The 22,646-nt window shown below is 71.2% G+C and carries 23 protein-coding genes; 18 read left to right on the forward strand and 5 right to left on the reverse strand.

Features of this window, described 5'->3' with window-relative positions:
- Positions 1 to 33: 33 nt before the first annotated feature.
- Positions 34 to 2,130: a transketolase gene (tkt, locus tag SNA_RS10355; RefSeq protein WP_030069200.1), complete on the reverse strand. Its 2,097-nt coding sequence runs from the start codon at positions 2,128 to 2,130 to the stop codon at positions 34 to 36.
- Positions 2,131 to 2,706: 576 nt separating this feature from the next.
- Between tkt and SNA_RS10360 the strand changes: the two genes are divergently transcribed.
- The 3 genes from SNA_RS10360 to SNA_RS10370 all read left to right on the forward strand — a co-directional run bounded on the left by SNA_RS10360 (position 2,707) and on the right by SNA_RS10370 (position 5,207).
- The gene (locus SNA_RS10360) at positions 2,707 to 3,564 is read left to right on the forward strand and encodes a heme o synthase (RefSeq protein ID WP_030069202.1); all 858 of its coding nucleotides are present in this window, start codon (positions 2,707 to 2,709) and stop codon (positions 3,562 to 3,564) included.
- Between the two features lie 57 nt (positions 3,565 to 3,621).
- A complete protein-coding gene (locus SNA_RS10365; protein WP_030069204.1) occupies positions 3,622 to 4,005 on the forward strand; it encodes a hypothetical protein in 384 nt (127 codons plus the stop codon).
- Between the two features lie 134 nt (positions 4,006 to 4,139).
- Positions 4,140 to 5,207, forward strand: a complete 1,068-nt coding sequence (locus SNA_RS10370; protein WP_241779598.1) for an amidohydrolase — start codon at positions 4,140 to 4,142, stop codon at positions 5,205 to 5,207.
- Here the strand turns inward: SNA_RS10370 and SNA_RS10375 are convergent.
- The 3 genes from SNA_RS10375 to SNA_RS10385 form a co-directional block, all read right to left on the reverse strand.
- Positions 5,177 to 6,169, reverse strand: coding sequence for a COX15/CtaA family protein (locus tag SNA_RS10375; RefSeq protein ID WP_030069208.1), 993 nt, complete (start codon positions 6,167 to 6,169; stop codon positions 5,177 to 5,179). The two genes, SNA_RS10370 and SNA_RS10375, sit on opposite strands and share 31 nt — an antisense overlap.
- Positions 6,170 to 6,281: 112 nt before the next feature.
- On the reverse strand, positions 6,282 to 7,094 hold the full coding sequence (locus tag SNA_RS10380; RefSeq protein WP_044364457.1) for an ABC transporter permease: 813 nt from the start codon (positions 7,092 to 7,094) through the stop codon (positions 6,282 to 6,284).
- An 88-nt stretch (positions 7,095 to 7,182) separates the two neighbouring features.
- A complete protein-coding gene (locus SNA_RS10385; RefSeq protein WP_044364458.1) occupies positions 7,183 to 8,109 on the reverse strand; it encodes an ABC transporter ATP-binding protein in 927 nt (308 codons plus the stop codon).
- Positions 8,110 to 8,288: 179 nt separating this feature from the next.
- On the opposite strand from SNA_RS10385, the gene SNA_RS10390 reads away from it, so the two are divergent.
- From SNA_RS10390 to SNA_RS10455, 14 genes are all read left to right on the forward strand, one after another.
- Entirely contained in the window at positions 8,289 to 9,155 is an 867-nt protein-coding gene (locus tag SNA_RS10390; protein WP_030069217.1) for a helix-turn-helix transcriptional regulator, read from the forward strand.
- Complete coding sequence (sufB, locus tag SNA_RS10395; protein WP_030069218.1) at positions 9,152 to 10,573, forward strand: Fe-S cluster assembly protein SufB; 1,422 nt, start codon at positions 9,152 to 9,154, stop codon at positions 10,571 to 10,573. The genes SNA_RS10390 and sufB overlap by 4 nt, the downstream gene beginning before the upstream one ends.
- A gap of 87 nt (positions 10,574 to 10,660) precedes the next feature.
- Complete coding sequence (gene sufD / locus SNA_RS10400; protein ID WP_030069220.1) at positions 10,661 to 11,845, forward strand: Fe-S cluster assembly protein SufD; 1,185 nt, start codon at positions 10,661 to 10,663, stop codon at positions 11,843 to 11,845.
- Positions 11,842 to 12,159, forward strand: coding sequence for a non-heme iron oxygenase ferredoxin subunit (locus SNA_RS10405; RefSeq protein WP_030069221.1), 318 nt, complete (start codon positions 11,842 to 11,844; stop codon positions 12,157 to 12,159). Before sufD ends, SNA_RS10405 begins: the two co-directional genes overlap by 4 nt.
- 7 nt (positions 12,160 to 12,166) lie before the next feature.
- Positions 12,167 to 12,931 (forward strand): Fe-S cluster assembly ATPase SufC, encoded by a 765-nt coding sequence (sufC, locus tag SNA_RS10410; protein WP_030069223.1) that lies wholly within the window; start codon positions 12,167 to 12,169, stop codon positions 12,929 to 12,931.
- Entirely contained in the window at positions 12,928 to 14,184 is a 1,257-nt protein-coding gene (locus tag SNA_RS10415; RefSeq protein WP_030069225.1) for a cysteine desulfurase, read from the forward strand. The genes sufC and SNA_RS10415 overlap by 4 nt, the downstream gene beginning before the upstream one ends.
- Positions 14,185 to 14,237: 53 nt before the next feature.
- Positions 14,238 to 14,696, forward strand: a complete 459-nt coding sequence (sufU, locus tag SNA_RS10420; protein WP_030069227.1) for a Fe-S cluster assembly sulfur transfer protein SufU — start codon at positions 14,238 to 14,240, stop codon at positions 14,694 to 14,696.
- The gene (locus tag SNA_RS10425; protein ID WP_030069228.1) at positions 14,693 to 15,022 is read left to right on the forward strand and encodes a metal-sulfur cluster assembly factor; all 330 of its coding nucleotides are present in this window, start codon (positions 14,693 to 14,695) and stop codon (positions 15,020 to 15,022) included. The genes sufU and SNA_RS10425 overlap by 4 nt, the downstream gene beginning before the upstream one ends.
- A gap of 129 nt (positions 15,023 to 15,151) precedes the next feature.
- Positions 15,152 to 15,472 carry a DMT family transporter gene (locus tag SNA_RS10430; protein ID WP_030069230.1) on the forward strand — a complete coding sequence of 107 codons (321 nt, stop codon included), beginning with the start codon at positions 15,152 to 15,154 and terminating at the stop codon, positions 15,470 to 15,472.
- Positions 15,472 to 16,014, forward strand: coding sequence for a TetR/AcrR family transcriptional regulator (locus SNA_RS10435; RefSeq protein WP_030069231.1), 543 nt, complete (start codon positions 15,472 to 15,474; stop codon positions 16,012 to 16,014). Before SNA_RS10430 ends, SNA_RS10435 begins: the two co-directional genes overlap by 1 nt.
- A gap of 159 nt (positions 16,015 to 16,173) precedes the next feature.
- Complete coding sequence (gene dapD, locus SNA_RS10440) at positions 16,174 to 17,178, forward strand: 2,3,4,5-tetrahydropyridine-2,6-dicarboxylate N-succinyltransferase (protein WP_030069233.1); 1,005 nt, start codon at positions 16,174 to 16,176, stop codon at positions 17,176 to 17,178.
- A gap of 231 nt (positions 17,179 to 17,409) precedes the next feature.
- Entirely contained in the window at positions 17,410 to 17,592 is a 183-nt protein-coding gene (locus SNA_RS10445) for a hypothetical protein (protein WP_030069235.1), read from the forward strand.
- Entirely contained in the window at positions 17,589 to 18,188 is a 600-nt protein-coding gene (locus tag SNA_RS10450; RefSeq protein WP_052808895.1) for a hypothetical protein, read from the forward strand. The genes SNA_RS10445 and SNA_RS10450 overlap by 4 nt, the downstream gene beginning before the upstream one ends.
- A gap of 10 nt (positions 18,189 to 18,198) precedes the next feature.
- Positions 18,199 to 18,987: an EI24 domain-containing protein gene (locus SNA_RS10455; RefSeq protein WP_044364460.1), complete on the forward strand. Its 789-nt coding sequence runs from the start codon at positions 18,199 to 18,201 to the stop codon at positions 18,985 to 18,987.
- A 76-nt stretch (positions 18,988 to 19,063) separates the two neighbouring features.
- On the opposite strand, the gene SNA_RS10460 is transcribed toward SNA_RS10455, so the two are convergent.
- Positions 19,064 to 20,902, reverse strand: coding sequence for an endonuclease/exonuclease/phosphatase family protein (locus SNA_RS10460; RefSeq protein ID WP_044364462.1), 1,839 nt, complete (start codon positions 20,900 to 20,902; stop codon positions 19,064 to 19,066).
- A 220-nt stretch (positions 20,903 to 21,122) separates the two neighbouring features.
- Here SNA_RS10460 and SNA_RS10465 point away from each other — a divergent pair, with 220 nt between their 5' ends.
- A complete protein-coding gene (locus SNA_RS10465) occupies positions 21,123 to 22,604 on the forward strand; it encodes a hypothetical protein (protein ID WP_030069244.1) in 1,482 nt (493 codons plus the stop codon).
- Positions 22,605 to 22,646: the final 42 nt, after the last annotated feature.

The raw sequence follows: 22,646 nt of genomic DNA on the forward strand, positions 1-22,646 counted from the left end.
GGTTAAGCATCTCCTACTTGTCGTGTACGGGCGTCAGCGCGCGGTGGCTTCCAGCGATTCCCGGGCGGCGGCCGCCACCGCGTCGGCGGTGAAGCCGAACTCGCGGAAGAGGACCTTGCCGTCGGCCGAGGCACCGAAGTGCTCCAGCGAGACGATGCGCCCGGCGTCCCCGACGTAGCGGTGCCAGGTCAGGCCGATGCCGGCTTCCACCGCGACCCGGGCCTTGACGGACGGCGGCAGCACGCTGTCGCGGTAGGCCCGGTCCTGCTCCTCGAACCACTCGACCGACGGCATCGACACGACCCGCGTCGCGATGCCCGCGGCCTGGAGCTGCTCGCGCGCCTCGACGGCGAGCTGTACCTCGGAGCCGGTGCCGATCAGGACGACCTGCGGCTCGACGGTCTTCCCGTCGGCCTCGGCGTCGAACAGGACGTAACCGCCCTTGGCCGTGGCCTCGTTGGCGGGGTAGGTCGGCACGCCCTGACGGGTGAGCGCGAGGCCGTGCGGGGCCCCCGCGCCGAACTTCTTCGTCCAGCGCCGCAGGATCTCGCGCCAGGCGAGGGCGGTCTCGTTGGCGTCGGCCGGGCGCACGATGTTCAGGCCCGGGATGGCGCGCAGCGAGGCCAGGTGCTCGACCGGCTGGTGGGTCGGGCCGTCCTCGCCCAGACCGACGGAGTCGTGCGTCCACACGTACGTCACCGGCAGATGCATCAGCGCGGACAGCCGGACGGCGTTGCGCATGTAGTCGGAGAACACCAGGAAGGTGCCGCCGTAGATGCGGGTGTTGCCGTGCAGCGCGATGCCGTTCATCTCCGCGGCCATGGAGTGCTCGCGGATACCGAAGTGGATCGTGCGGCCGTAGGGGTCGGCCTCCGGCAGCGGGTTGCCCGCCGGCAGGAACGACGACGTCTTGTCGATCGTGGTGTTGTTGGAGCCGGCGAGGTCGGCGGAGCCGCCCCACAGCTCGGGGATGACCGCGCCCAGGGCCTGGAGCACCTTGCCGGAGGCGGCGCGGGTGGCGAGCGCCTTGCCGGTCTCGAACGCCGGGAGGTGCTCCTCCCAGCCCTTGGGCAGCTCGCCCGCGGCGATCCGGTCGAAGTCGGCGGCGCGCTGCGCATTGGCCGTGCGCCAGGCGGCGAAGGACTTCTCCCACTCCTTCTTGGCGTCCCGGCCGCGGTCCGAGGCGCCGCGGGTGTGCGCCAGCACCGCCTCGGCGACCTCGAAGTCCTGCTCGGGGTCGAAGCCCAGCACCCGCTTGGTGGCGGCGACCTCCTCGGCACCCAGTGCCGAGCCGTGCGCGGCCTCGGTGTTCTGGGCGTTGGGGGCCGGCCAGGCGATGATCGAGCGGAAGGCGATGAAGGACGGACGCTCGGTCTCGGCCTTGGCGGCTTCCAGCGCGCGGAAGAGCGCCTCCGGGTCGAGGTCGCCGTTCTCCTTGGCCGCCACGCGCTGGACGTGCCAGCCGTAGGCCTCGTAGCGCTTGCAGGTGTCCTCGGAGATGGCGGTCTCGGTGTCGCCCTCGATCGAGATGTGGTTGTCGTCCCACAGCAGGATCAGGTTGCCGAGCTTCTGGTGGCCGGCCATCGAGGACGCCTCGGCGGAGATGCCCTCCTGGAGGCAGCCGTCACCGGCGATCGCGAAGATGTGGTGGTCGAACGGCGAGGTGCCGGGCGCCGCCTCCGGGTCGAACAGACCGCGCTCGTAGCGGGCCGCCATCGCCATGCCCACGGCGTTGGCGACGCCCTGGCCCAGCGGGCCGGTGGTGGTCTCCACGCCGGTGGTGTGGCCGTACTCCGGGTGGCCGGGGGTCTTCGAGCCCCAGGTGCGGAACGCCTTGAGGTCGTCCAGCTCCAGGCCGTAGCCGGCCAGGTAGAGCTGGATGTAGAGGGTCAGGCTGGAGTGGCCCGCGGAGAGGACGAACCGGTCACGGCCGGTCCAGTCCGCGTCCGCCGGGTCGTGCCGCATCATCTTCTGGAAGAGGACATAGGCGGCGGGAGCCAGGCTCATGGCCGTACCCGGATGGCCGTTACCGACCTTCTGCACGGAATCCATGGCCAGGACGCGGACCGTATCCACGGCCCGCTGGTCCACATCGGTCCACTCGAAATCTGTGGTCGGCTTGGTGCTCACCCTGAGTCAGGGCTCCTCTCCACATGTCGAACGCCGGGACGGTATGTCGGCGGCGGTGCTGCCGAGCCTACCCCCGCCGGTGCATGCGCCTTTTCGACGCTCAGTCGGCGTTTTCGGCGCTCAGTCTGTGCTCAGTCGGTGGCGCCGGCGCTCAGTCGTCGGGCGGTGTCGGGCGGACTCGTCGCTTTGCACGGCCAAGTCAGGACTTCAGGCGTTCCCGACCGGGATGCGGTCCTGGGTAGGGGCCATACGACCAGACTGACGGGCGGCGGTCCCGTTCGCCTCCTGAACCCTGGGCGAACGTCCGGGGAAAGGTCCCTTTTCCGCTGTCCCTTCCCGTGACAGAGGCGGGCCAACACGACCCCACCCCCGCGAAGGGCAAGGTATGGGCAACGTCTAGAGTGGCGTGGTACGCGCGAGTCGTTGCCGGGACTTCACATCCAAGTGGTCTGCTTCGGGGGCTCGCTGGAGTCTCTGTCAGGGGTGTGCGTGACGGCCGTCGAATCCCGTCCAGCGGGAGCGCTGACGAGCAGCAGCCGGGGCCGGCGGCCGTTCGGTGCCCGAGTCAAGGCGTTCGTGGCGCTGACCAAGCCGCGGATCATCGAGCTTCTGCTCATCACCACGGTTCCGGTGATGTTCCTTGCCCAGCAGGGCGTGCCCGACCTGAAGCTGGTGCTGATCACCTGCGTCGGCGGTTACCTCTCTGCGGGCGGCGCCAACGCGCTGAACATGTGGTACGACCGCGACATCGACGCCCTCATGGAGCGCACGTCGCAGCGGCCGCTGGTCACCGGCATGGTGAGCCCGGCCGAATGCCTGGTCTTCGGCATCTCGCTCGCGGTGGTCTCCACCCTCCTGTTCGGCTTCGCGGTCAACTGGCTGTCGGCCTGGCTGTCCCTGGGCGCACTGCTCTTCTACGTGGTCGTCTACACGATGATCCTCAAGCGGCGTACGTCGCAGAACATCGTGTGGGGCGGCATCGCGGGGTGCCTGCCCGTCCTCATCGGCTGGTCGTCGGTCACCGACTCCATGTCGTGGGCGCCGGTCATCCTCTTCCTGGTCATGTTCTTCTGGACGCCGCCGCACTACTGGCCGCTGTCCATGAAGGTCAAGGACGACTATGCGCGCGTGGGCGTGCCGATGCTTCCGGTCATCGCCTCGAACAAGGTGGTCGCGCGGCAGATCGTCCTCTACAGCTGGGTGATGGTCGGGGTCTCGCTGCTGCTGACGCCGCTCGGCTACACCGGCTGGTTCTACACGGCGGTCGCGCTGCTCGCGGGCGGCTTCTGGCTGTGGGAGGCGCACGGTCTCCAGAACCGCGCCAGGGCCGAGGTCACCGGCGGGAAGCTCAAGGAGATGCGGCTGTTCCACTGGTCCATCACCTATGTCTCGCTGCTGTTCGTGGCCGTCGCGGTGGACCCGTTCCTGCGCTGAGCATCACGTTCCCGCGCCGTGTCCGGGCCCTTCCTCAGGTGATTACCGGCGGGTAGCATGCTGTCCATGGCAGACACCCAGCAAGCGGACGAGGCGGCCGAGCCGGCGGCGACGGCGGCGGGCAAGAGCGGGGACCGGCGGGCGGCCCGGCTGGCCCGGCAGATCCGTGCCTTCGCCGCCTCCCACGGCGGCGGCGCCGAGGGCCAGCTCGCCCACATCGGCCGCGGCCGCACCCGGATCGCCCTGGTCGGCGCCAACGGCGAGTGGGGAAACCTCGTCGCGGACAGCTTCGACCAGGCCAAGGACGCCGCGGCCCAGGCGGGCCTGACCCTCCACGACGACTTCGACGGCGACCTCGCCGCCAAGGTCCGCACCGGCCGCTACGAGTGGACCCGTATGGCGGGCCTCCAGCTCGGCGGCCCGGCCAACGCCGGCGCCTGACGCCGCACGGCCGCCGCGCGCCGGAGCGCACGCCGCGCGGGCACAGCCCGCTACCTCACCACCCCCTTGCCCGTTAAGCCCACCGGGCGCGACGTCTCGTTCGCGTCCGGCGGGCTCTTGGGTAGGAGGAGCGGATGGACGGCCTTCCCTCCCTGGCGGATCAGCCACCGCTGATCGATCAGCACAGCCACGGCGCGGTCCACGGCGAACTGGGCCTCGGCTCCTTCGAGGCCCACCTGGCCGCCGCGGCCGGCGCCCACGGCCCCGCCCCCGCGGGCACCAGCTACTTCGACAGCTGGACGGGCCTGGCACTGCGCCGCTGGTGCCCCCCGCTGCTCGGCCTCGAACCGCACTGCCCGCCCGCCCGCTATCTGGCCCGCCGCCGTGAGCTCGGCGCCTTCCGCGCCGGCCGGATGCTGCTGCGCGGCGCCGGTATCGGCACCTTCCTGCTGGAGGCCGGCACCCCCAGCGATCTGACCTCGGCCACCGAGCTGGCCACCGCCGCCGAGGCCCGCGCCCACGAGGTCGTCCGCCTCGAATCCCTCGCCGAACAGGTCGCCGACACCTCCGGCAGCGTCGACTCCTTCATCGGCTACACCGCCGAGGCCCTCTACGCCGCCGCCCAGCACGCCACCGCCTTCGCCTCCGGCGCCGCCTACTGCGACGGCCATGCTCCCCCGGCCGGTGAGGTACGGCGCGCCGCCGACCGCTGGCTGCGCGGCCGCCGCCCCGGGCAGCGGCTCGCCGAGCCCGCCCTCGTCCGCCATCTGCTGTGGAGCGCCATGGCCACCGGGCTGCCCGTACAGCTGCACTGCCCCGATCCGCAGCCGCTGGCGGGCTTTCTGCGCGCCACGGCCGGTATCGGCGCGGATGTCGTCCTGCTGCCCGGCGCGCCGCACCACCGCCGCGCGGCCCAGCTCGCCGCCGCCTTCGCCCATGTCTATGCCGACACCGGCCCGCGCCCCGAGGAGACGCTCGGCCACGCGCCGTTCGGCAAGCTGCTGTTCTCCTCGGGCACGCGCGGGCTGCCCGAGCTCTACGTCACCGGGGCGCGGCTGTTCGTACGGGCCCTGGAGCGGGTCGTACGGGAGTGGACCGAGGAGGGTATGTGCGGCCCCGGCGAGGGGCGGCGGATCGCGCAGATGATCGGCGCCGGGACGGCGCGGCGGGTCTACCGGCTTCCGGCTGCGGCGACCGGCTGAGCCGCCTCGGGCGTCCCGGCGGGCTCCTCGGGATCCGCCGGGAGCGGGCCGCGGTCGCGCAGCGAGAGGGCGAGCCGCAGCGCGCAGATCCACACCAGGGTCGAGCCCAGCATGTGCAGCCCGATGACGATCTCGGGCAGGCCCATGAAGTACTGGACGTAGCCGATGACGCCCTGGAGGGCGAGGCAGGCGAACAGCTCCCCGACCATTCGGCGGGGCGCCGCCGGGGCCTTGACGGCGCGCAGGGTGAACCACAGGGCGGCGGTCAGGCCGACGACGATGTAGACGAAGTCGACGTGCAGCTGGGTGATCTCCTGCCAGTTCACCGGGATGCGGTGGACCTTGTGCGCATCGCCCGCGTGCGGGCCGGCGCCGGTGACCACGGTGCCGATGACGGTGAGCGCGCCGGCCGCCGCGACCAGCAGCCAGGCCAGCTGCCGCACCGGGCGGGCGACCAGGTCGCGCGGCTCCTCGTCGCCCTCGCTCGCCCGCTTCCAGCTCAGTACGGCGACCGTGAGCAGCGCCGTGGCGGCGAGGAAGTGCGAGCCGACGATGTAGGGGTTCAGGCCGGACAGGACCGTGATGCCGCCGATGACGGCGTTGCTCATGACGAGCCAGAACTGCGCCCAGGCGAGCCGGGTGAGCGAGCGGCGCCGCGGGTGGCGGGCGCGGGCGGCGATGATGAACACGCCGACGACCACGCACAGCACATCCGTCAGCATGCGGTTGCTGAACTCGATGATGCCGTTGATGCCCATCGCCGCGGTCGGCGTCAGGCTGTCCGGGGTGCACTTGGGCCAGGTCGAACAGCCCAGTCCGGACTGGGTGAGCCGCACGGCGCCGCCCGTGACGACGATGATCACGGCCATGATGACGGTGGCCAGCGCGGCCCGTCGCACAAAGGCGGCGGACGGCTGCCAGCGGCGGGCGATCAGCTCAAGGGGATTCAGCGTGTTCGGCACGGGGGCCATCGTAGGCGGCGGCTTGTGCGTGTTTTCACGAGGGGGGCGGTTGCGTACGTATCCCCCCACGCATGCCCTTCCGGGGGAAGAACGCCGCCGCTGCTCCCGGCAGTTACTCCCAGCGGAAGAACGCCGCCGCCGCGCCCAGCCCCAGTACCGCCCACGCGGCCAGGATGCCCAGGTCGGCCAGGGGGAGCCCGGCGCCGTGCTGGAGGACGCCCCGCAGCCCGTCCGACAGGGCAGCGATCGGCAGCAGCCCGAGGACGGTCTGCACCGCCTCCGGGAACTTCGTCAGCGGGACGATCACCCCGCCGCCCACCAGGAGCAGCAGGAAGACGAGGTTGGCGGCGGCGAGGGTGGCCTCCGCCTTGAGGGTGCCGGCCATCAGGAGGCCGAGACCGGAGAAGGCGGCGGTGCCCAGGAGGAGCAGCAGCGCCACCCAGAGGGGATTGCCGTGCGGGGACCAGCCCAGGGCGAGGGCGACCGCCGTCAGCAGGGCCACCTGGAGGACCTCGGTGACCAGCACCGCGCAGGTCTTGGCGGTCATCAGCCCCCAGCGCGGCAGCGGCGAGGCGGCCAGCCGCTTGAGGACGCCGTAGCGCCGCTCGAAGCCGGTGGCGATGGCCTGGCCGGTGAAGGCGGTGGACATCACGGCGAGCGCGAGGATGCCGGGCGCCAGGAAATCGACGGCCCGGCCGGAGCCCCCCGCCGTTTCGGTAGGCACCGCGACGATGTCGACGGCGGAGAAGAGCACCAGGAGCAGGGTCGGAATGACGACGGTCAGCAGCAGCTGCTCGCCGTTGCGCAGCAGCATCCTGGTTTCCAGCGCCGCCTGCGCGCGGATCATCCGGGGCAGCGGGGCGGCACCGGGGCGCGGGGTGAACGTCCCGGTGGCGGCCGCGGGATCGGCCTCGGTGGCGGTCATACGCGCAGCTCCTTACCGGTGAGCTCCAGGCTGTGTCTTTCCGGGGGGCAACCCCCGGACCCCCGGCCGGAAGAGGCGTGGCCGAAACTCATACGCGCAGCTCCTTACCGGTGAGCTCCAGGAAGACGTCCTCCAGGGTGTGCCGTTCGACGGCTATCGCGTCGGGCATGACGCCGTTCTGTGCGCACCAGGAGGCGACGGTGGCCAGGAGCTGGGGGCCGACGGTGCCGGTGACGCGGTAGGTGCCCGGCGCCGGCTCGGCAGCGGTGCTGTCCTGGGGCAGCGCCTTGAGGAGGGAGGCGAGGTCCAGCCCGGGGCGGCCGGTGAAGCGCAGGCTGTTCTCCGCCCCGCCGCGGCACAGCTCCTCCGGGCTGCCCTGGGCGATGACCCGGCCGCCGTCGATGATCGCGACATCGTCGGCCAGCTGCTCGGCCTCGTCCATGAAGTGGGTGGTCAGCACGACGCCGACGCCGTCGGAGCGCAGTTCCCGTACGAGGTCCCAGGTGGCGCGCCGGGCCTGCGGGTCCAGGCCGGCGGTGGGCTCGTCGAGGAAGACCAGCTCGGGGCGGCCGACGACGGCCATGGCCAGCGCGAGCCGCTGCTGCTGGCCGCCCGAGAGCCGCCGGTAGGGCGTACGGCCGCAGCCGCCCAGGCCCAGGCGCTCGATCAGCAGGCCGGTATCGAGGGGGTGGGCGTGCAGGGTGGCGGTGTGCCGCAGCATCTCCTCGGCGCGGGCCCCCGCGTAGACGCCGCCGGACTGGAGCATCACGCCGATCCGGGGGCGCAGCGCGGTGGCGTCGGAGACGGGGTCCAGGCCCAGGACGCGGACGGTGCCCCCGTCCGGGCGCAGATAGCCCTCGCAGGTCTCCACGGTGGTGGTCTTGCCGGCGCCGTTGGGGCCGAGCACGGCGGTCACCGTGCCGCGTGCGACGGTCAGGTCGAGCCCGTCCACGGCGGTCTTGGTCCCGTATCGCTTGACCAGGCCGACGACCTCGACGGCAGGCTCGGTACGCATGGCGGGCAGTTTACGGAGCGCGGCCGGACGGGGGACGGGCGGGGCTCGGCTTCGGCCACCGAGGGGGCCGGAATCTACCGGGGGCGCTGGAATTTAGGTGACCCTTAGTGATAGAGGCCACCAGTCCGTGATCCGGACATGGGTTGAATCGCTCTGAGGAATTACGCAACAATGGCGTTGTGAAAAAGCCGAGCGAGGATCGGGAAGCGCCCGCGGTCGAGCCGACCGCCGGGCCGGCTGCCCCCGCGCCCGGGCGCACGGTGCAGCAGAAGGCGACCCCTTCCGCTTCCGCCCCGTCGGCGCACGACGAGGGCCGGGGCACCCGCAATCGCGTCGCCCGCTCCATTCTCGACCACGGTCCGTCCACCGCGGCCGAGCTGGCCCTGCGCCTGGAGCTCACCCAGGCGGCGGTGCGCCGCCATCTGGATGCGCTGGTCGCCGAGGGCGTCGTCGAGCCCCGCGAGCAGCGGATCTACGGCGCGCGGGGCCGCGGCCGACCTGCCAAGTCCTTCGCGCTGACCGACTGCGGCCGGGACGCCTTCGACCAGGCCTACGACCAGCTCGCCACCGATGCGCTGCGCTGGATCGCGCAGAGCGCGGGCGGCGGGGCGATGGGCGAGGCGGCGGTCGCCGCGTTCGCCCGCGCCCGGTTCGCGGCCCAGGCCCAGGGCTACCGCGCGGCGGTCGAGGCCGCCGGTCCCGAGGGCCGTACCGAGGCCCTGGCGGAGGCGTTGACCGCGGACGGGTACGCTGCTACGGCGCGCAGCGCCCCCAACCCCCAGCTCGGTGAACAGCTCTGCCAGCACCACTGCCCGGTCGCCCATGTGGCCGAGCAGTACCCGCAGCTGTGCGAGGCGGAGACCGAAGTCTTCTCCCGATTGCTCGGGACCCACGTACAGCGCCTTGCCACCATCGCCCACGGCGACGGGGTGTGCACGACCTTCGTTCCGAAGGCCGGTGCCGGCAAGGCGGCTCACCCCACCGGTGGGCGCACCACACAGACCACCACAGCATCTGCACGCACGGCCGGGAGGAACCCCGCATGACGCTCCCCACGGAGACTGCTCACCCTGAGCTCGAGGGTCTGGGCAACTACGAATACGGCTGGGCCGACTCCGACGTGGCCGGCGCTTCGGCGAAGCGCGGCCTCTCCGAGGACGTCGTCCGGGACATCTCGGCGAAGAAGAACGAGCCGGAGTGGATGCTCAAGCTCCGCCTCAAGGGCCTGAAGCTGTTCGGCAAGAAGCCCATGCCGCAGTGGGGCTCGGACCTGTCGGGCATCGACTTCGACAACATCAAGTACTTCGTCCGCTCCACCGAGCAGCAGGCCGCCTCCTGGGAGGAGCTGCCCGAGGACATCAAGAACACCTACGACAAGCTGGGCATCCCCGAGGCGGAGAAGCAGCGCCTGGTCGCCGGCGTCGCCGCCCAGTACGAGTCGGAGGTCGTCTACCACCAGATCCGCGAGGACCTGGAGGAGCAGGGCGTCATCTTCCTGGACACCGACACGGCGCTCAAGGAGCACCCGGAGCTCTTCCAGGAGTACTTCGGCACGGTCATCCCGGTCGGTGACAACAAGTTCGCGTCGCTGAACACCGCGGTGTGGTCCGGCGGCTCGTTCATCTACGTCCCCAAGGGTGTCCACGTCGACATCCCGCTCCAGGCCTACTTCCGGATCAACACCGAGAACATGGGCCAGTTCGAGCGGACGCTGATCATCGTCGACGAGGACGCCTACGTCCACTACGTCGAGGGCTGCACCGCGCCGATCTACAAGTCGGACTCGCTGCACTCCGCGGTGGTCGAGATCATCGTCAAGAAGGGCGGCCGCTGCCGCTACACGACCATCCAGAACTGGTCGAACAACGTCTACAACCTGGTCACCAAGCGCGCCGTCGCCTACGAGGGCGCGACCATGGAGTGGGTCGACGGCAACCTCGGCTCCAAGGTGACGATGAAGTACCCGGCCGTCTACCTGATGGGCGAGCACGCCAAGGGCGAGACCCTCTCGATCGCCTTCGCGGGCGAGGGCCAGCACCAGGACGCCGGCTCCAAGATGGTCCACATGGCGCCGAACACCTCCTCCAACATCGTCTCCAAGTCGGTGGCGCGAGGCGGCGGCCGCACCTCCTACCGCGGTCTGGTCGAGATCGGCGAGGGCGCCGCGGGCTCCAAGTCCAACGTGCTGTGCGACGCGCTGCTGGTGGACACCATCTCCCGCTCGGACACCTACCCCTACGTCGACGTCCGCGAGGACGACGTCTCCATGGGGCACGAGGCGACGGTCTCCAAGGTCAGCGAGGACCAGCTCTTCTACCTGATGGCCCGCGGCCTGACGGAGTTCGAGGCCATGGCCATGATCGTGCGCGGCTTCGTCGAGCCGATCGCCCGTGAGCTGCCGATGGAGTACGCGCTGGAGCTCAACCGGCTGATCGAGCTGCAGATGGAAGGCGCGGTCGGCTGACGGCCACGGCACACTCAACGACCGACGCGGCGGCCGTCCTGCGGGCAGGCCGCGGATCGCAACCAGAAAGCGAGCATCACGACAGCCATGGCTGAGGCTCAGAACATCCCCTCGGGTTCCACGACCACCGGCTCCATTGCGGTGGCCGCGGAGTCCACCGTCGCCACCAGGATGAGCGCCCCGCCGTCCTATGACGTGGCGGACTTCCCGGTGCCGCACGGCCGCGAGGAGGAGTGGCGCTTCACGCCGCTCGCGCGCCTGAAGGGCCTGCACGACGGCAGTGCCGCGGCCGGCGGTCCCGACCTGAAGATCGACATCTCCGCGCCCGAGGGTGTCACCCACGAGCTGGTCGACCGCGCCGACCCCCGCGTCGGCAAGGCCGGCAAGCCCGTCGACCGCGTCGCCGCCCAGGCGTACAGCACCTTCGAGAAGGCGTCGGTCGTCACGGTCCCCAAGGAGACCGTGCTGACCGAGCCGATCCGCATCGCCGTGCACGGCGAGGGCGGCACCGCCTTCGGCCACCAGGTCATCGAGCTCGGTGCCTTCGCCGAAGCGGTCGTCGTCATCGACCACACCGGTGACGCGGTGCTCGCCGCCAACGTCGACTACCTCCTCGGCGACGGCGCCAAGCTGACCGTCGTCTCCGTCCAGGACTGGGACAAGACCGCCGTCCACACCGGACAGCACAACGCCCTGGTCGGCCGGGACGCGACCTTCAAGTCCGTCGTCGTCACCTTCGGCGGCGACCTCGTCCGCCTCCACCCGCGGGTGACGTACGCGGGCCCCGGCGGCGAGGCCGAGTTCTACGGCCTGTACTTCACCGAGCAGGGCCAGCACCACGAGCACCGCCTCTTCGTCGACCACGAGGCGGCCAACTGCCGCTCCAACGTCGTCTACAAGGGCGCGCTCCAGGGCGAGGACGCCCACGCCGTCTGGATCGGCGACGTCCTCATCCAGGCGTCCGCCACCGGCACGGACACCTACGAGCTCAACCGCAACCTCGTCCTGACCGACGGCGCGCGGGTCGACTCGGTGCCCAACCTGGAGATCGAGACCGGCGAGATCGTCGGCGCCGGCCACGCCTCGGCCACCGGCCGCTTCGACGACGAGCAGCTCTTCTACCTGATGGCCCGCGGCATCCCGGCCGACGAGGCCCGCCGGCTGGTCGTGCGCGGCTTCTTCGCCGAGCTGGTCCAGCAGATCGGTCTCCCGGACGTCGAAGAGCGCCTGATGAGCAAGATCGAGGCCGAGCTGGAAGCGTCCTCGGTATGAGCTACGTACGCGCAGCGGCGCTCAGCGAGCTGGAGGAGGACACCCCCAAGCGGGTCGAGATCGACGGCACCCCCGTCTCCCTCGTCCGCACGGAGGGCGAGGTGTTCGCCATCAACGACATCTGCTCGCACGCCAATGTCTCCCTCTCGGAGGGCGAGGTCGAGGACTGCTCGATCGAATGCTGGCTGCACGGTTCGAGCTTCGACCTGCGCACCGGCAAGCCCAGCGGCCTTCCCGCGACGCGCCCCGTCCCCGTATACCCCGTAAAGATCGAAGGGGACGACGTGCTCGTCTCCGTCACCCAGGAGCCCTGAGTCACCCATGGCAACGCTTGAGATCCACGACCTGCACGTCTCCGTCGAGGCCGAGAACGGCCCGCGCGAGATCCTGAAGGGCGTCGACCTGACCGTGAAGCAGGGCGAGACGCACGCCATCATGGGCCCCAACGGCTCCGGCAAGTCGACCCTCGCCTACTCGCTGGCGGGTCACCCCAAGTACACGATCACCGGCGGCACCGTCACCCTCGACGGCGAGGACGTCCTGGAGATGTCCGTCGACGAGCGCGCCCGCGCCGGCGTCTTCCTCGCCATGCAGTACCCGGTCGAGGTCCCCGGCGTCTCCGTCTCCAACTTCCTGCGCACCTCCGCGACCGCGATCCGCGGCGAGGCCCCCAAGCTGCGGCTGTGGGTCAAGGAGGTCAAGGAGGCCATGGAGCGCCTCCAGATGGACCCCTCGTTCGCCGAGCGCAACGTCAACGAGGGCTTCTCCGGCGGTGAGAAGAAGCGCCACGAGATCCTCCAGCTGGAGCTGCTCAAGCCGGCCATCGCGATCCTCGACGAGACCGACTCCGGCCTGGACGTCGACGCGCTGCGCACCGTCTCCGAGGGCGTCAACCGCGTCCGCGAGACCGGCCAGGTCGGCACCCTGCTGATCACCCACTACACGCGCATCCTGCGCTACATCAAGCCCGACCAGGTCCACGTGTTCGCGAACGGCCGCATCGCCGAGTCCGGCGGCGCCGAGCTCGCCGACAAGCTGGAGGCCGAGGGCTACGAGGCATACACGAAGGGTGGCGCAACCGCGTGACACAGCTGCCGGGCCTCCTCGACACCGAGGCGATCCGTAAGGACTTCCCCATCCTGGACCGCCAGATCCACGACGGGAAGAAGGTCGTCTACCTGGACAACGCGGCGACTTCGCAGAAGCCGCGCCAGGTCCTCGACGCCCTGAACGCCTACTACGAACGGCATAACGCCAACGTCCACCGCGGCGTGCATGTGCTCGCCGAGGAGGCCACGGCGCTGTACGAAGGCGCCCGCGACAAGGTCGCGGCCTTCATCAACGCGCCGAGCCGCGACGAGGTGATCTTCACCAAGAACGCCTCGGAATCGCTCAACCTCGTCGCCAACATGCTCGGCTGGGCCGATGAGCCCTACCGCGTGGACCGCGAGACCGAGATCGTCATCACGGAGATGGAGCACCACTCCAACATCGTCCCGTGGCAGCTGCTCGCGCAGCGCACCGGCGCGAAGCTGAGGTGGTTCGGCATCACCGACGACGGGCGCCTGGACCTGTCCAACATCGACGAGATCATCACGGAGCAGACGAAGATCGTCTCCTTCACGCTGGTCTCCAACATCATGGGCACCATCAACCCGGTCGAGACGATCGTCCGCCGGGCCCAGGAAGTCGGCGCGCTGGTCTGCATCGACGCCTCCCAGGCCGCCCCGCACATGGTGCTGGACGTCCAGGCGCTCCAGGCCGACTTCGTCGCCTTCACCGGCCACAAGATGTGCGGCCCGACCGGCATCGGCGTCCTGTGGGGCCGCCAGGAGCTGCTGGAGGACCTTCCGCCGTTCCTCGGCGGCGGCGAAATGATCGAGACGGTGTCCATGCACTCCTCGACCTACGCGCCCGCCCCGCACAAGTTCGAGGCCGGTACGCCCCCGATCGCCCAGGCCGTCGGCCTCGGCGCGGCCGTGGACTACCTCACCTCGATCGGTATGGACAAGATCGCCGCGCATGAGCACGCGATCACCGAGTACGCCGTCCAGCGGCTGCTGGAGGTCCCCGACCTGCGCATCGTCGGCCCCAGCACGGCCGAGGACCGCGGGGCGACGATCTCCTTCACGCTCGGCGACATCCACCCGCACGACGTCGGCCAGGTGCTGGACGAGCAGGGCATCGCGGTCCGGGTGGGTCACCACTGCGCGCGTCCGGTCTGCCTGCGCTACGGAATTCCTGCGACCACGCGAGCGTCGTTCTATCTGTACTCCACCCCCGGCGAGGTCGACGCCCTGGTCGAGGGACTGGAGCACGTCCGCAACTTCTTCGGTTAAAGAAGCACAGCCGGTTATCAAGCACAGCGGATGAGGCGAGGACTGACAAAGCCGTGAAGCTGGATTCCATGTACCAGGACGTCATCCTGGACCACTACAAGCACCCCCATGGGCGCGGTCTTCGGGACGGCGACGCCGAGGTGCACCATGTCAACCCGACCTGCGGCGACGAGATCACGCTGCGCGTCCGCCTGGACGGCGCGACGATCGAGGACGTGTCGTACGAGGGGCAGGGCTGCTCCATCAGCCAGGCCAGTGCGTCCGTCCTCAACGACCTGCTCGTCGGCAAGCAGCTGGGCGAGGCGCAGAAGATCCAGGAGACCTTCCTGGAGCTGATGCAGTCCAAGGGCCAGATGGAGCCGGATGACGCGATGGAGGAGGTGCTGGAGGACGCCGTTGCCTTCGCCGGCGTCTCCAAGTACCCGGCGCGCGTGAAGTGCGCCCTGCTCAGCTGGATGGCCTGGAAAGACGCCACGGCCAAGGCCCTCTCCGAGGAGGCGAAGACCGCATGACCGAAACGACCACCAAGCCGGCCTCGGAGGAAGAGGTCCGCGAGGCCCTCTACGACGTCGTCGACCCCGAGCTGGGCATCGATGTCGTCAACCTCGGCCTGATCTACGGCATTCACATCGACGACGCCAACATCGCCACCATCGACATGACGCTGACGTCCGCGGCCTGCCCGCTGACCGACGTCATCGAGGACCAGGCGAAGTCGGCCACCGACGGCATCGTCAACGAGCTGAAGATCAACTGGGTCTGGATGCCCCCGTGGGGCCCGGACAAGATCACCGACGACGGCCGCGAGCAGCTGCGCGCGCTGGGCTTCAACGTCTGAGGCGACCGCCTCCGCCGCGCCGATACGGCCGCGTTCACCGGGACCTCCCGGCGGGCGCGGCCGTTTCGCCGTTCACGGGCGACCAAGCGTTATGTACGACCGTACACAACGTTGTGTACGCTCGTACGCATGGGCTATGTGACGCTGGCCGGGGCGATAGTCTCCGAGATCCTCGCGACCACTTCGATGAAATACAGCGACGGCTTCACCCGACTGTGGCCGTCCGTGGGCACCACCGTTGGCTATCTGCTGGCCTTTGCGCTGCTGGCGCAGACGCTGAAGACGATGAGCGTGGGCACCGCGTACGCCATCTGGGCCGGGTCCGGGACGGCCGTCATCGCCGCGATCGGGATGGTGTTCCTGGGGGAGAGCACCAGCCTGCTGAGGATCCTGGGAGTGCTGCTGGTGATCGCCGGGGTCGTGGTGCTGAATCTGGGCGGGGCGCACTGATGGGACGGCGGCGCTACGACCCGGAAAGACGGCAGCGGATCATCGATGCGGCGATCGAGGTGGTCGGCGAGCGGGGGATCGCGGGGCTCAGCCACCGCGCCGTGGCCGCCGCTGCCCAGGTGCCGCTGGGGTCGACGACGTACCACTTCGCGAGTCTGGACGATCTGCTGGTCGCCGCGCTGCGGCAGGTCAACGGGGTGTGCCTGGCCGACTTCGCGCGCTGGGTGGAGCGGATCGACCCCACGGTGCCGCTCGCGGAGCAGGTGGCCGAGCTGATCGGGGAGACGCTGGCCGGGGACCGGTCGCGGGTGGAGCTGGAGTACGAGCTGTATCTGACGGCGCTGCGGCGCGAGGCGGTGCGGCCGATCGCCGCGGAATGCCTGGACGAGATGGTGCGGCTGCTCGGCCGCCGGATCGGCGACGAGCACACTGCGCGGGCCGTGGTGGCCTTCCTGGACGGGGTGCTGCTCCAGCATCTGCTCACCGGGCAGCCCTTCGAACCCGCCGCGGTACGGGCCGGGCTGGCCGGGGTGCTGGCCTGAGCGCGGCGCCGGGCGGGACGGTGATCCGGCTCGTGCGGCCCCACGGACCTGCGATCTGGCTCGTGCGCCCCTACGAACCCGGTTGTGCGACCGTACGGTCCCGGGCCGGTCACTGAGACCGGTTCGCCTCGGCCGGGGCCCTCCGGTTAGGTTTCGAGCATGACCGATGCTGCTTCCTCTCCCCGTACCACCGGCGCCGTCGCCGCCGGCCTCGCCACCCTCGCCTCCGACGGCACCGTCCTCGACACCTGGTACCCGGCGCCCCAGCTGGTGCCCGCCGGCGCCGAGAGCCCCGGCCCGGCCGGCACCGAGCGGCTGGAGGGCGACCGCGCCACCGAGCTGCTCGGCGACGCCGTGCTCAAGGCGATCGGCCCCGACCCGGTCCGTGAGGTGGAGGTCGTGGCCGTCCGTACGGTCATCTCCTCGCTGGACGACAAGCCGCTGGACGCCCACGACGCCTACCTCCGCCTGCACCTGCTCAGCCACCGCCTGGTCAAGCCGCACGGCCAGAACCTGGAGGGCATCTTCGGCCTGCTGGCGAACGTCGCCTGGACCTCGCTGGGCCCGGTGCCCGTCGACCGGCTGGAGACGGCGCGCCTCAACGCCCGCGCCGAGGGGCTGCACCTGATGGTCACCAGCGTCGACAAGTTCCCGCGGATGACCGACTACGTCGCCCCCGCCGGCGTGCGCATCGGCGACGCCGACCGGGTGCGGCTGGGCGCCCACCTCGCGGCCGGTACCACCGTCATGCACGAGGGCTTCGTCAACTTCAACGCCGGGACGCTGGGCACCTCCATGGTCGAGGGCCGGATCAGCGCGGGCGTCGTCATCGGCGACGGCACCGACATCGGCGGCGGCGCCTCGACCATGGGCACCCTCTCCGGCGGCGGCAAGCAGATCATCTCGATCGGCGAACGCTGCCTGCTGGGCGCCGAGTCCGGCATCGGTATCGCGCTGGGCGACGAATGCGTCGTGGAAGCCGGTCTGTACCTGACCGCGGGCACCCGGGTCACCATGCCGGACGGACAGATCGTCAAGGCCCTGGAGCTGTCGGGCGGCGACAACATCCTCTTCCGTCGCAACTCCACCACCGGCACCGTCGAGGCCCGCCCGAACAAGGCGGCCTGGGGCGGTCTCAACGAGATCCTGCACAGCCACAACTGACGCCACCGGCACAGCGTAGAACGGCCCGGCGGGGGATCCCGCCGGGCCGTCGCATGCGGCGGACGGGGCCGGTGAGTGGCGTGTGGGGGGTGGTGTCCGGGCCGTGCGCGGGCGCGGGACAGCGTATGCACCCGGCGCGGGGCCCGGGGCCGCAGTGCGCTGCTGTCGGCGGGGCCGGGGCTGGGCCACCATGGCGGAAACGGTGTACTACGGACCGCGCCGGGAGGCTCCATGAGGCTGGGCAAACCGCTCGCTGTCGGCGTCGCGGAGGAAGTGGGACCAGAGGCCGGCGAGGTGCTGGCCGAGGAGTGGGGGGCCGGGGCCTGGGCGGCCGTCGTGCCGCTGGACGAGCTGGCGGTGGCCGGCTCCGGGAAGGCGGCCGGGCCGTTCGTCGGGGCGCTGGTCGGCCGATGATGCGGCGCCTGCCGCGGGAACGCCCCGCCGAACCGCCCCGGGGATACCAGCTCGCCCACCCGGTGCTGGCGGAGGACTGCGGCCGGATCGGATTCGCCGGGATCACCACCGGCGGGGCCCAGCCCTACGGGGTGGTCGACGAGGCGCGCTGCCAGTACGGGCGGCGGCACCGCGCTCCGGCGCTGCGCTGCGACTGCGGCTTCTCCTGTCTGCACACCTTCGCCCAGGCGCTGGCCCTGGCCCGCTCCGGTACGCACCGCCGGGCGGCGATCCTGGAGATCGCGGTGCTCGGCCCCTACATCCGCTTCGAACGCGGGATGCGCCATGCCCGGCAGCGGGTACGGGTGGCACGGATCGCGCCGTGCGGCTGCGGGCGGCCGCCGGAGATCTTCGTGGACGCCGGCTGGGGACGGACCGGCTGGCGGGTGCTGTCCGGGTCCTGCGGCGACTGCGCGGCCGGGCACGGCCAGGTGAGCTTCGAGGACTTCGTACGGATCGGCGGCGGCCGGCTGCGGGTGCTGCCCGGCCACCGCGACACCGAACCGGCTCATCCCGGTCCGGAGGCCGTGGGCGGGCGCCGCGACGCACGCCGATAGGCTTGGCCGCATGCGCGATCTTGCAGCGGGGATACGGTACTTGGGTCAGGGACAGCGCTGGGTCGCCCGGCACGGCCGGTGGTGGGGATTCGGACTGATTCCCGCGCTGATCGCCCTGGTGCTCTACGGGGCGGTGCTCACCGTGCTCGCCCTGTTCTCCGGCGCTATCGCCGCCTGGGCGACGCCGTTCGCCGACGGCTGGGGCGCGCCCTGGCAGGGCCTGCTGCGCGGGCTCTTCGTCGCGCTGCTGTTCGCGGGCGCGCTGCTGCTGTCCGTACTGACCTTCACCGCCGTCACGCTGGTGATCGGCGACCCCTTCTACGAGTCGCTGTCCGAGCAGGTGGAGAAGGACGAGGGCGGCTGCCCCGAGGGGCCCGGCCGGCCGCTGTGGCGGGAGATCTGGATCGCGCTGTGCGACAGCGTGCATGTCCTGCTGCGGGCGGCCGGGTTCGGGATCCTGCTGTTCGCGCTGGGCTTCGTGCCGTTCCTCGGGCAGACGGTGATCCCGGTCGTCGGCTTCTGCGTCAACGGCTTCTTCCTCGCCGTCGAGCTGACGTCGGTGGCGATGCAGCGCCGGGACGTCCCGGTCCGCGAGCGGCTGCGGCTGCTGCGCGGCCGCAAGGCGCTCGCCGTCGGCTTCGGCACCCCGGTGGTGCTGCTGTTCCTGATCCCGTTCGTGGCGGTGGTGCTGATGCCGGGCGCGGTCGCGGGCGCGACGCTGCTGGTGCGGGACCTGCTGCCGGCCGACGAGCAGGAGCCCGAGGAGGCTCGGGTCCAGGCGCCCCAGCAGGGGTACTGACCCTGGGCAGCGACGCGGCCGCCGCACCCCTGGGGTGCGGCGGCCGCGTCGTGCCGTGACCGGCGGGCGGCGGAGCCTACGGCCGGATGCGCAGCACCTGCGGATCGTGGTCGCTGGCCTGGTCGGCGTACTCGGCGTTGACGTGGACGATGTCGTAGTCGGGCCCGGCGAGCGCCTTGGTGGTGAGCATGTGGTCCAGGACCTGGGAGTTGCCCTGGTAGACGTAGCCGTAGCGCTCGGCCCGGGGCAGCCGGCCCACCTGGTCGGTGAGCACCCCGCCGGCGGTGAGGTCCTTCAGGGCGGGGGAGAACTGGTAGTCGTTGAGGTCGCCGGCGACGACCACCTCGGCCTTGGGGTCCTTGGCCAGCAGATCCTTGACGAATCCGTTGACCAGCTTCGCCTGCGCGGTGCGCTGGATCTCCGAGCTGCGGGCCGGCGGCTGGAAGCGGCTGTCGAGGCCCTGGTCGCCGCCCTTGGAGTCGAAGTGGTTGGCGACCACGAACACCCGGCTGCCCGGACGGCTCTTGAGCGAGAACTGCCCGACCAGCGGCTTGCGGCTGGTCTTCCACGCCGGGTCGGTGGGCGCGATACGGCCCGGGGACGCGGACAGCGTGGCCTTGCCGTGGTCGGAGACGACCTTCACCGGCGTGGTGGCGTTGCCGCCCTTGATGTCGGTGAACCCCACCCGCTGGGGGTTGAAGAGGAACGCGACCCGGATGTTGCCGCCGGGCTGCCCGCCGTCCTGGTCGTTGACCGGGTCGATCTGCCGCGCCTCGTAGGCCGGACCGCCCGCCGCCTTGATCGCGTCGGTGAGCTTCTTCAGCGTGGTCCCGGCGGTGACCGTTCCGTCGTCCTTCGGGCCGCTGTCGTCCTGGACCTCCTCCAGTGCCACCACGTCCGGCGAGGACAGGTTCTTCACCAGCGCCTTCGCCAGCCGGTCGAACTTGGCCTGCGGGGTCGCGGGGGAGAGGTTCTCGACGTTGTACGTGGCCACGGCCAGCTCGTCGGCCTTCTGCCGGCGGGTGGTCTCCGGGGCCGGACCGTGGCCGGTCAGCGAACCCAGCGTGGTGGCCTGGACGGTGTAGCCGCCGAAGTTGTCGTAGTCCAGCGGCCCGGCGGTGGTCCCGGCCAGTTGGTCGCCGACATCGGCCTTGGGGAACGGGTGCTGGGAGAAGGGGACCAGCGACTGGACCTTGACCCGGCCGCCGTTGGGGTCCGCGTACGAGCCGTAGAGCACCCCGCCGCGGGCGGTGCGGTCGTGGTCCGGATCGGCGGTGACCCACAGCTCGTTATGGGTGTTGGTGGGGCCGACGACGGGCGAGTTGACGACCGCGACCCGCATGCCCTCCAGGGACTCGTAGCGGTCCAGGGCGTACTTGCCGGGCCGCAGGGCGAGCGATTCGATGCTCTTGCCGCCCGCGTCGGGAGCGTAAGTGTGCGGTATGGAGGACGCGTTGAGCTTGAACGGAGCCGGCAGCGGGGCCTTGGCGGCGGTGACCTTCCAGGTGGCGCCGGTGATTTCGGTGACGGACTGGAGGCCGGCGTCCTTGCCGCCGGGGTAGTACTCGCTGACCGTACCGCTGACGGTGAGCGCGTTGCCGACCTTCACATCCGGCGTCTGTTTGCCGGTGTAGACGAAGACGGCCTCGCTGGTGGCGTCGTTGGAGTCGGGGTGCGGGTCCTGTAGCCAGAAGCCCCGCGCCGAGCCGAACGAGCGGACCGCGGTGACCGTGCCCGGTACGTCGCTGACCTGCTTTCCGGCGAGCGGGGATGTGCGGGTGGTGCCCTGGATGTCGTGGATCCGGGCGCCGGCCGCAGTGGCGGACTGGGTGGCCGTGATCAGGCCGCCGGCGAGGGCGGCCGCGGCCACCGCGCCGATGGCGGCGGGCCTGCGGAGCGAACGACCAGATGGCATGCTGTGCCTCCGAGGGAGTGTGGGGGATGGAGCAGCAGTGCGTGCGAGCGTGCGGGACCGGCGCTGTGCTACGCGCGTCAATCTCCGTTCTGCGCAAGGGAGTTGTCAAGGTTTTCCGGGTGTCCGGCGGCCTACGGGAGGGTGAACCGCCCGAGATGCGGCGAATTCCGTCTACGCTGGGCGGCGCACTCGCACGTCGTCCCCGAGGAGCTGACCCTTCATGTCCGCTGAGCGCCCGACCCTGCCGCCGGTGCGGCTGCACTCCGAAGCGGAGCTGGCCCGGGAGGCGCTCGGCGCCCCGCTGATGGCCCGCGCCGCCGAGCTCGCCCGCTGGGCCGAGCGGGGCGTGCCCGTCGGTGCGGGCGGCGAGATCCTCCAGGAGGCGCTGGGCGAGGCCACCGTCCTCCTGGGGCTGGCGGACGACGAGGACGGCCCCGCCCACACCGCCGAGGCATGGCAGCTGGCGGTGGACACCGGGCTGGTGGAGATCACGGAGCACCCCGGCGAGGAGGACGGCGCCGAGGACGCGGTGTCGGGCACCGCCCGCCCCGGCGAGGAGCTGGGCCTGCTCACTTCCGGCAGCCCGCACGACATCCTCGACATCTGGCTCGAGGGCATGGAAACGGTGCTCGCCGACGCGGCCGCCCCCGACCTCGCCGATATCGCCGACCAGATCGCCGAGGGCGGCGAGCTGGACCTGGACGCGATCGACTGGAACCCGGAGGAGGAGGCCGAGCTGCTCGACGGCATCCTCGGCAACCTCTATCTGCTCACCGCCCTCGCCGAGAGCCCCGACCAGAGCGTTCCGCTGCCCGCCCTGGCCGCGTCCATGATCGTCCCGGACGATATGGACGAGCCCACCGACGACGTCCTCGAAGAGGTCTCCGAGGCGATGATGCGGCTGGACGACCAGTTCCGGGTGCTGGAGCCGATCGGGCTGGTGGCCTACCGGCCGGTCGACGAGGCGCTGATCGAGGAGCTGGACGAGCAGGGCGAGACGGTCAGCGCGGCCGAGCCGCTCACCGACGAGGACGTCTCCCGCTACGGCATGGTCCGCCTGACCCCGCTCGGCGTGTATGCGGTGCGCGCCCGGATGCTGGACGCGGGGGTGCACGCCCCGGCCGTCGGCGACCTCAGCGACAAGGGCGCCGACGTCCTGCTGGACGCGCTGCCGGAGTACCCCGAGACGCTCGCCCAGTCCGAGTCCGAGCTGTGGCTCGCCGCCCGCAGTCCGCTGGAGGCGGCCCGCGATCTGCTCGCGGCCGCCCGCGGTGACGACGACCGCGCCCCCGGCCGCCGGCTCGCCGCCCAGCAGACCCTCTCCCTGGTCGCGCCGGAGGCCGAGACCGCGCTGCGCGAGGTGCTCGACGACCGGCAGCTGGGCGGACTGGCCCGGGTCTGGCTCGCCGAGCGGGCGCTGCCCGGGATCCCCGAGCCGACCCAGGACATGATCTTCTGGCTGACGGTGGACACCATCGCCGCCCAGCTGGAGAGCGCGGACGACGAGGCGGCGGCCGAGCTGCGCGATCTGGTGGCGGGCCTGACCGAACAGCACAGCGGGTTCTTCGAGGCGGCCTGGCGGGTGGACCACCCGGCGACCGCGGACGTCCTGGAGGCGATGGGGCGGCTGCACCCGGACAAGAAGGCCGCCAAGGAGGCCCGTAAGGCGGCGTTCAAGGCACGCTCGCGCCGGACGGCCTGAGCCCCGGGCGGATTGTTGTCGGTGTGCGGCGGGGGGGCCGGG

It is taken from the genome of Streptomyces natalensis ATCC 27448 (assembly GCF_000935125.1).
Lineage (GTDB): Bacteria > Actinomycetota > Actinomycetes > Streptomycetales > Streptomycetaceae > Streptomyces > Streptomyces natalensis.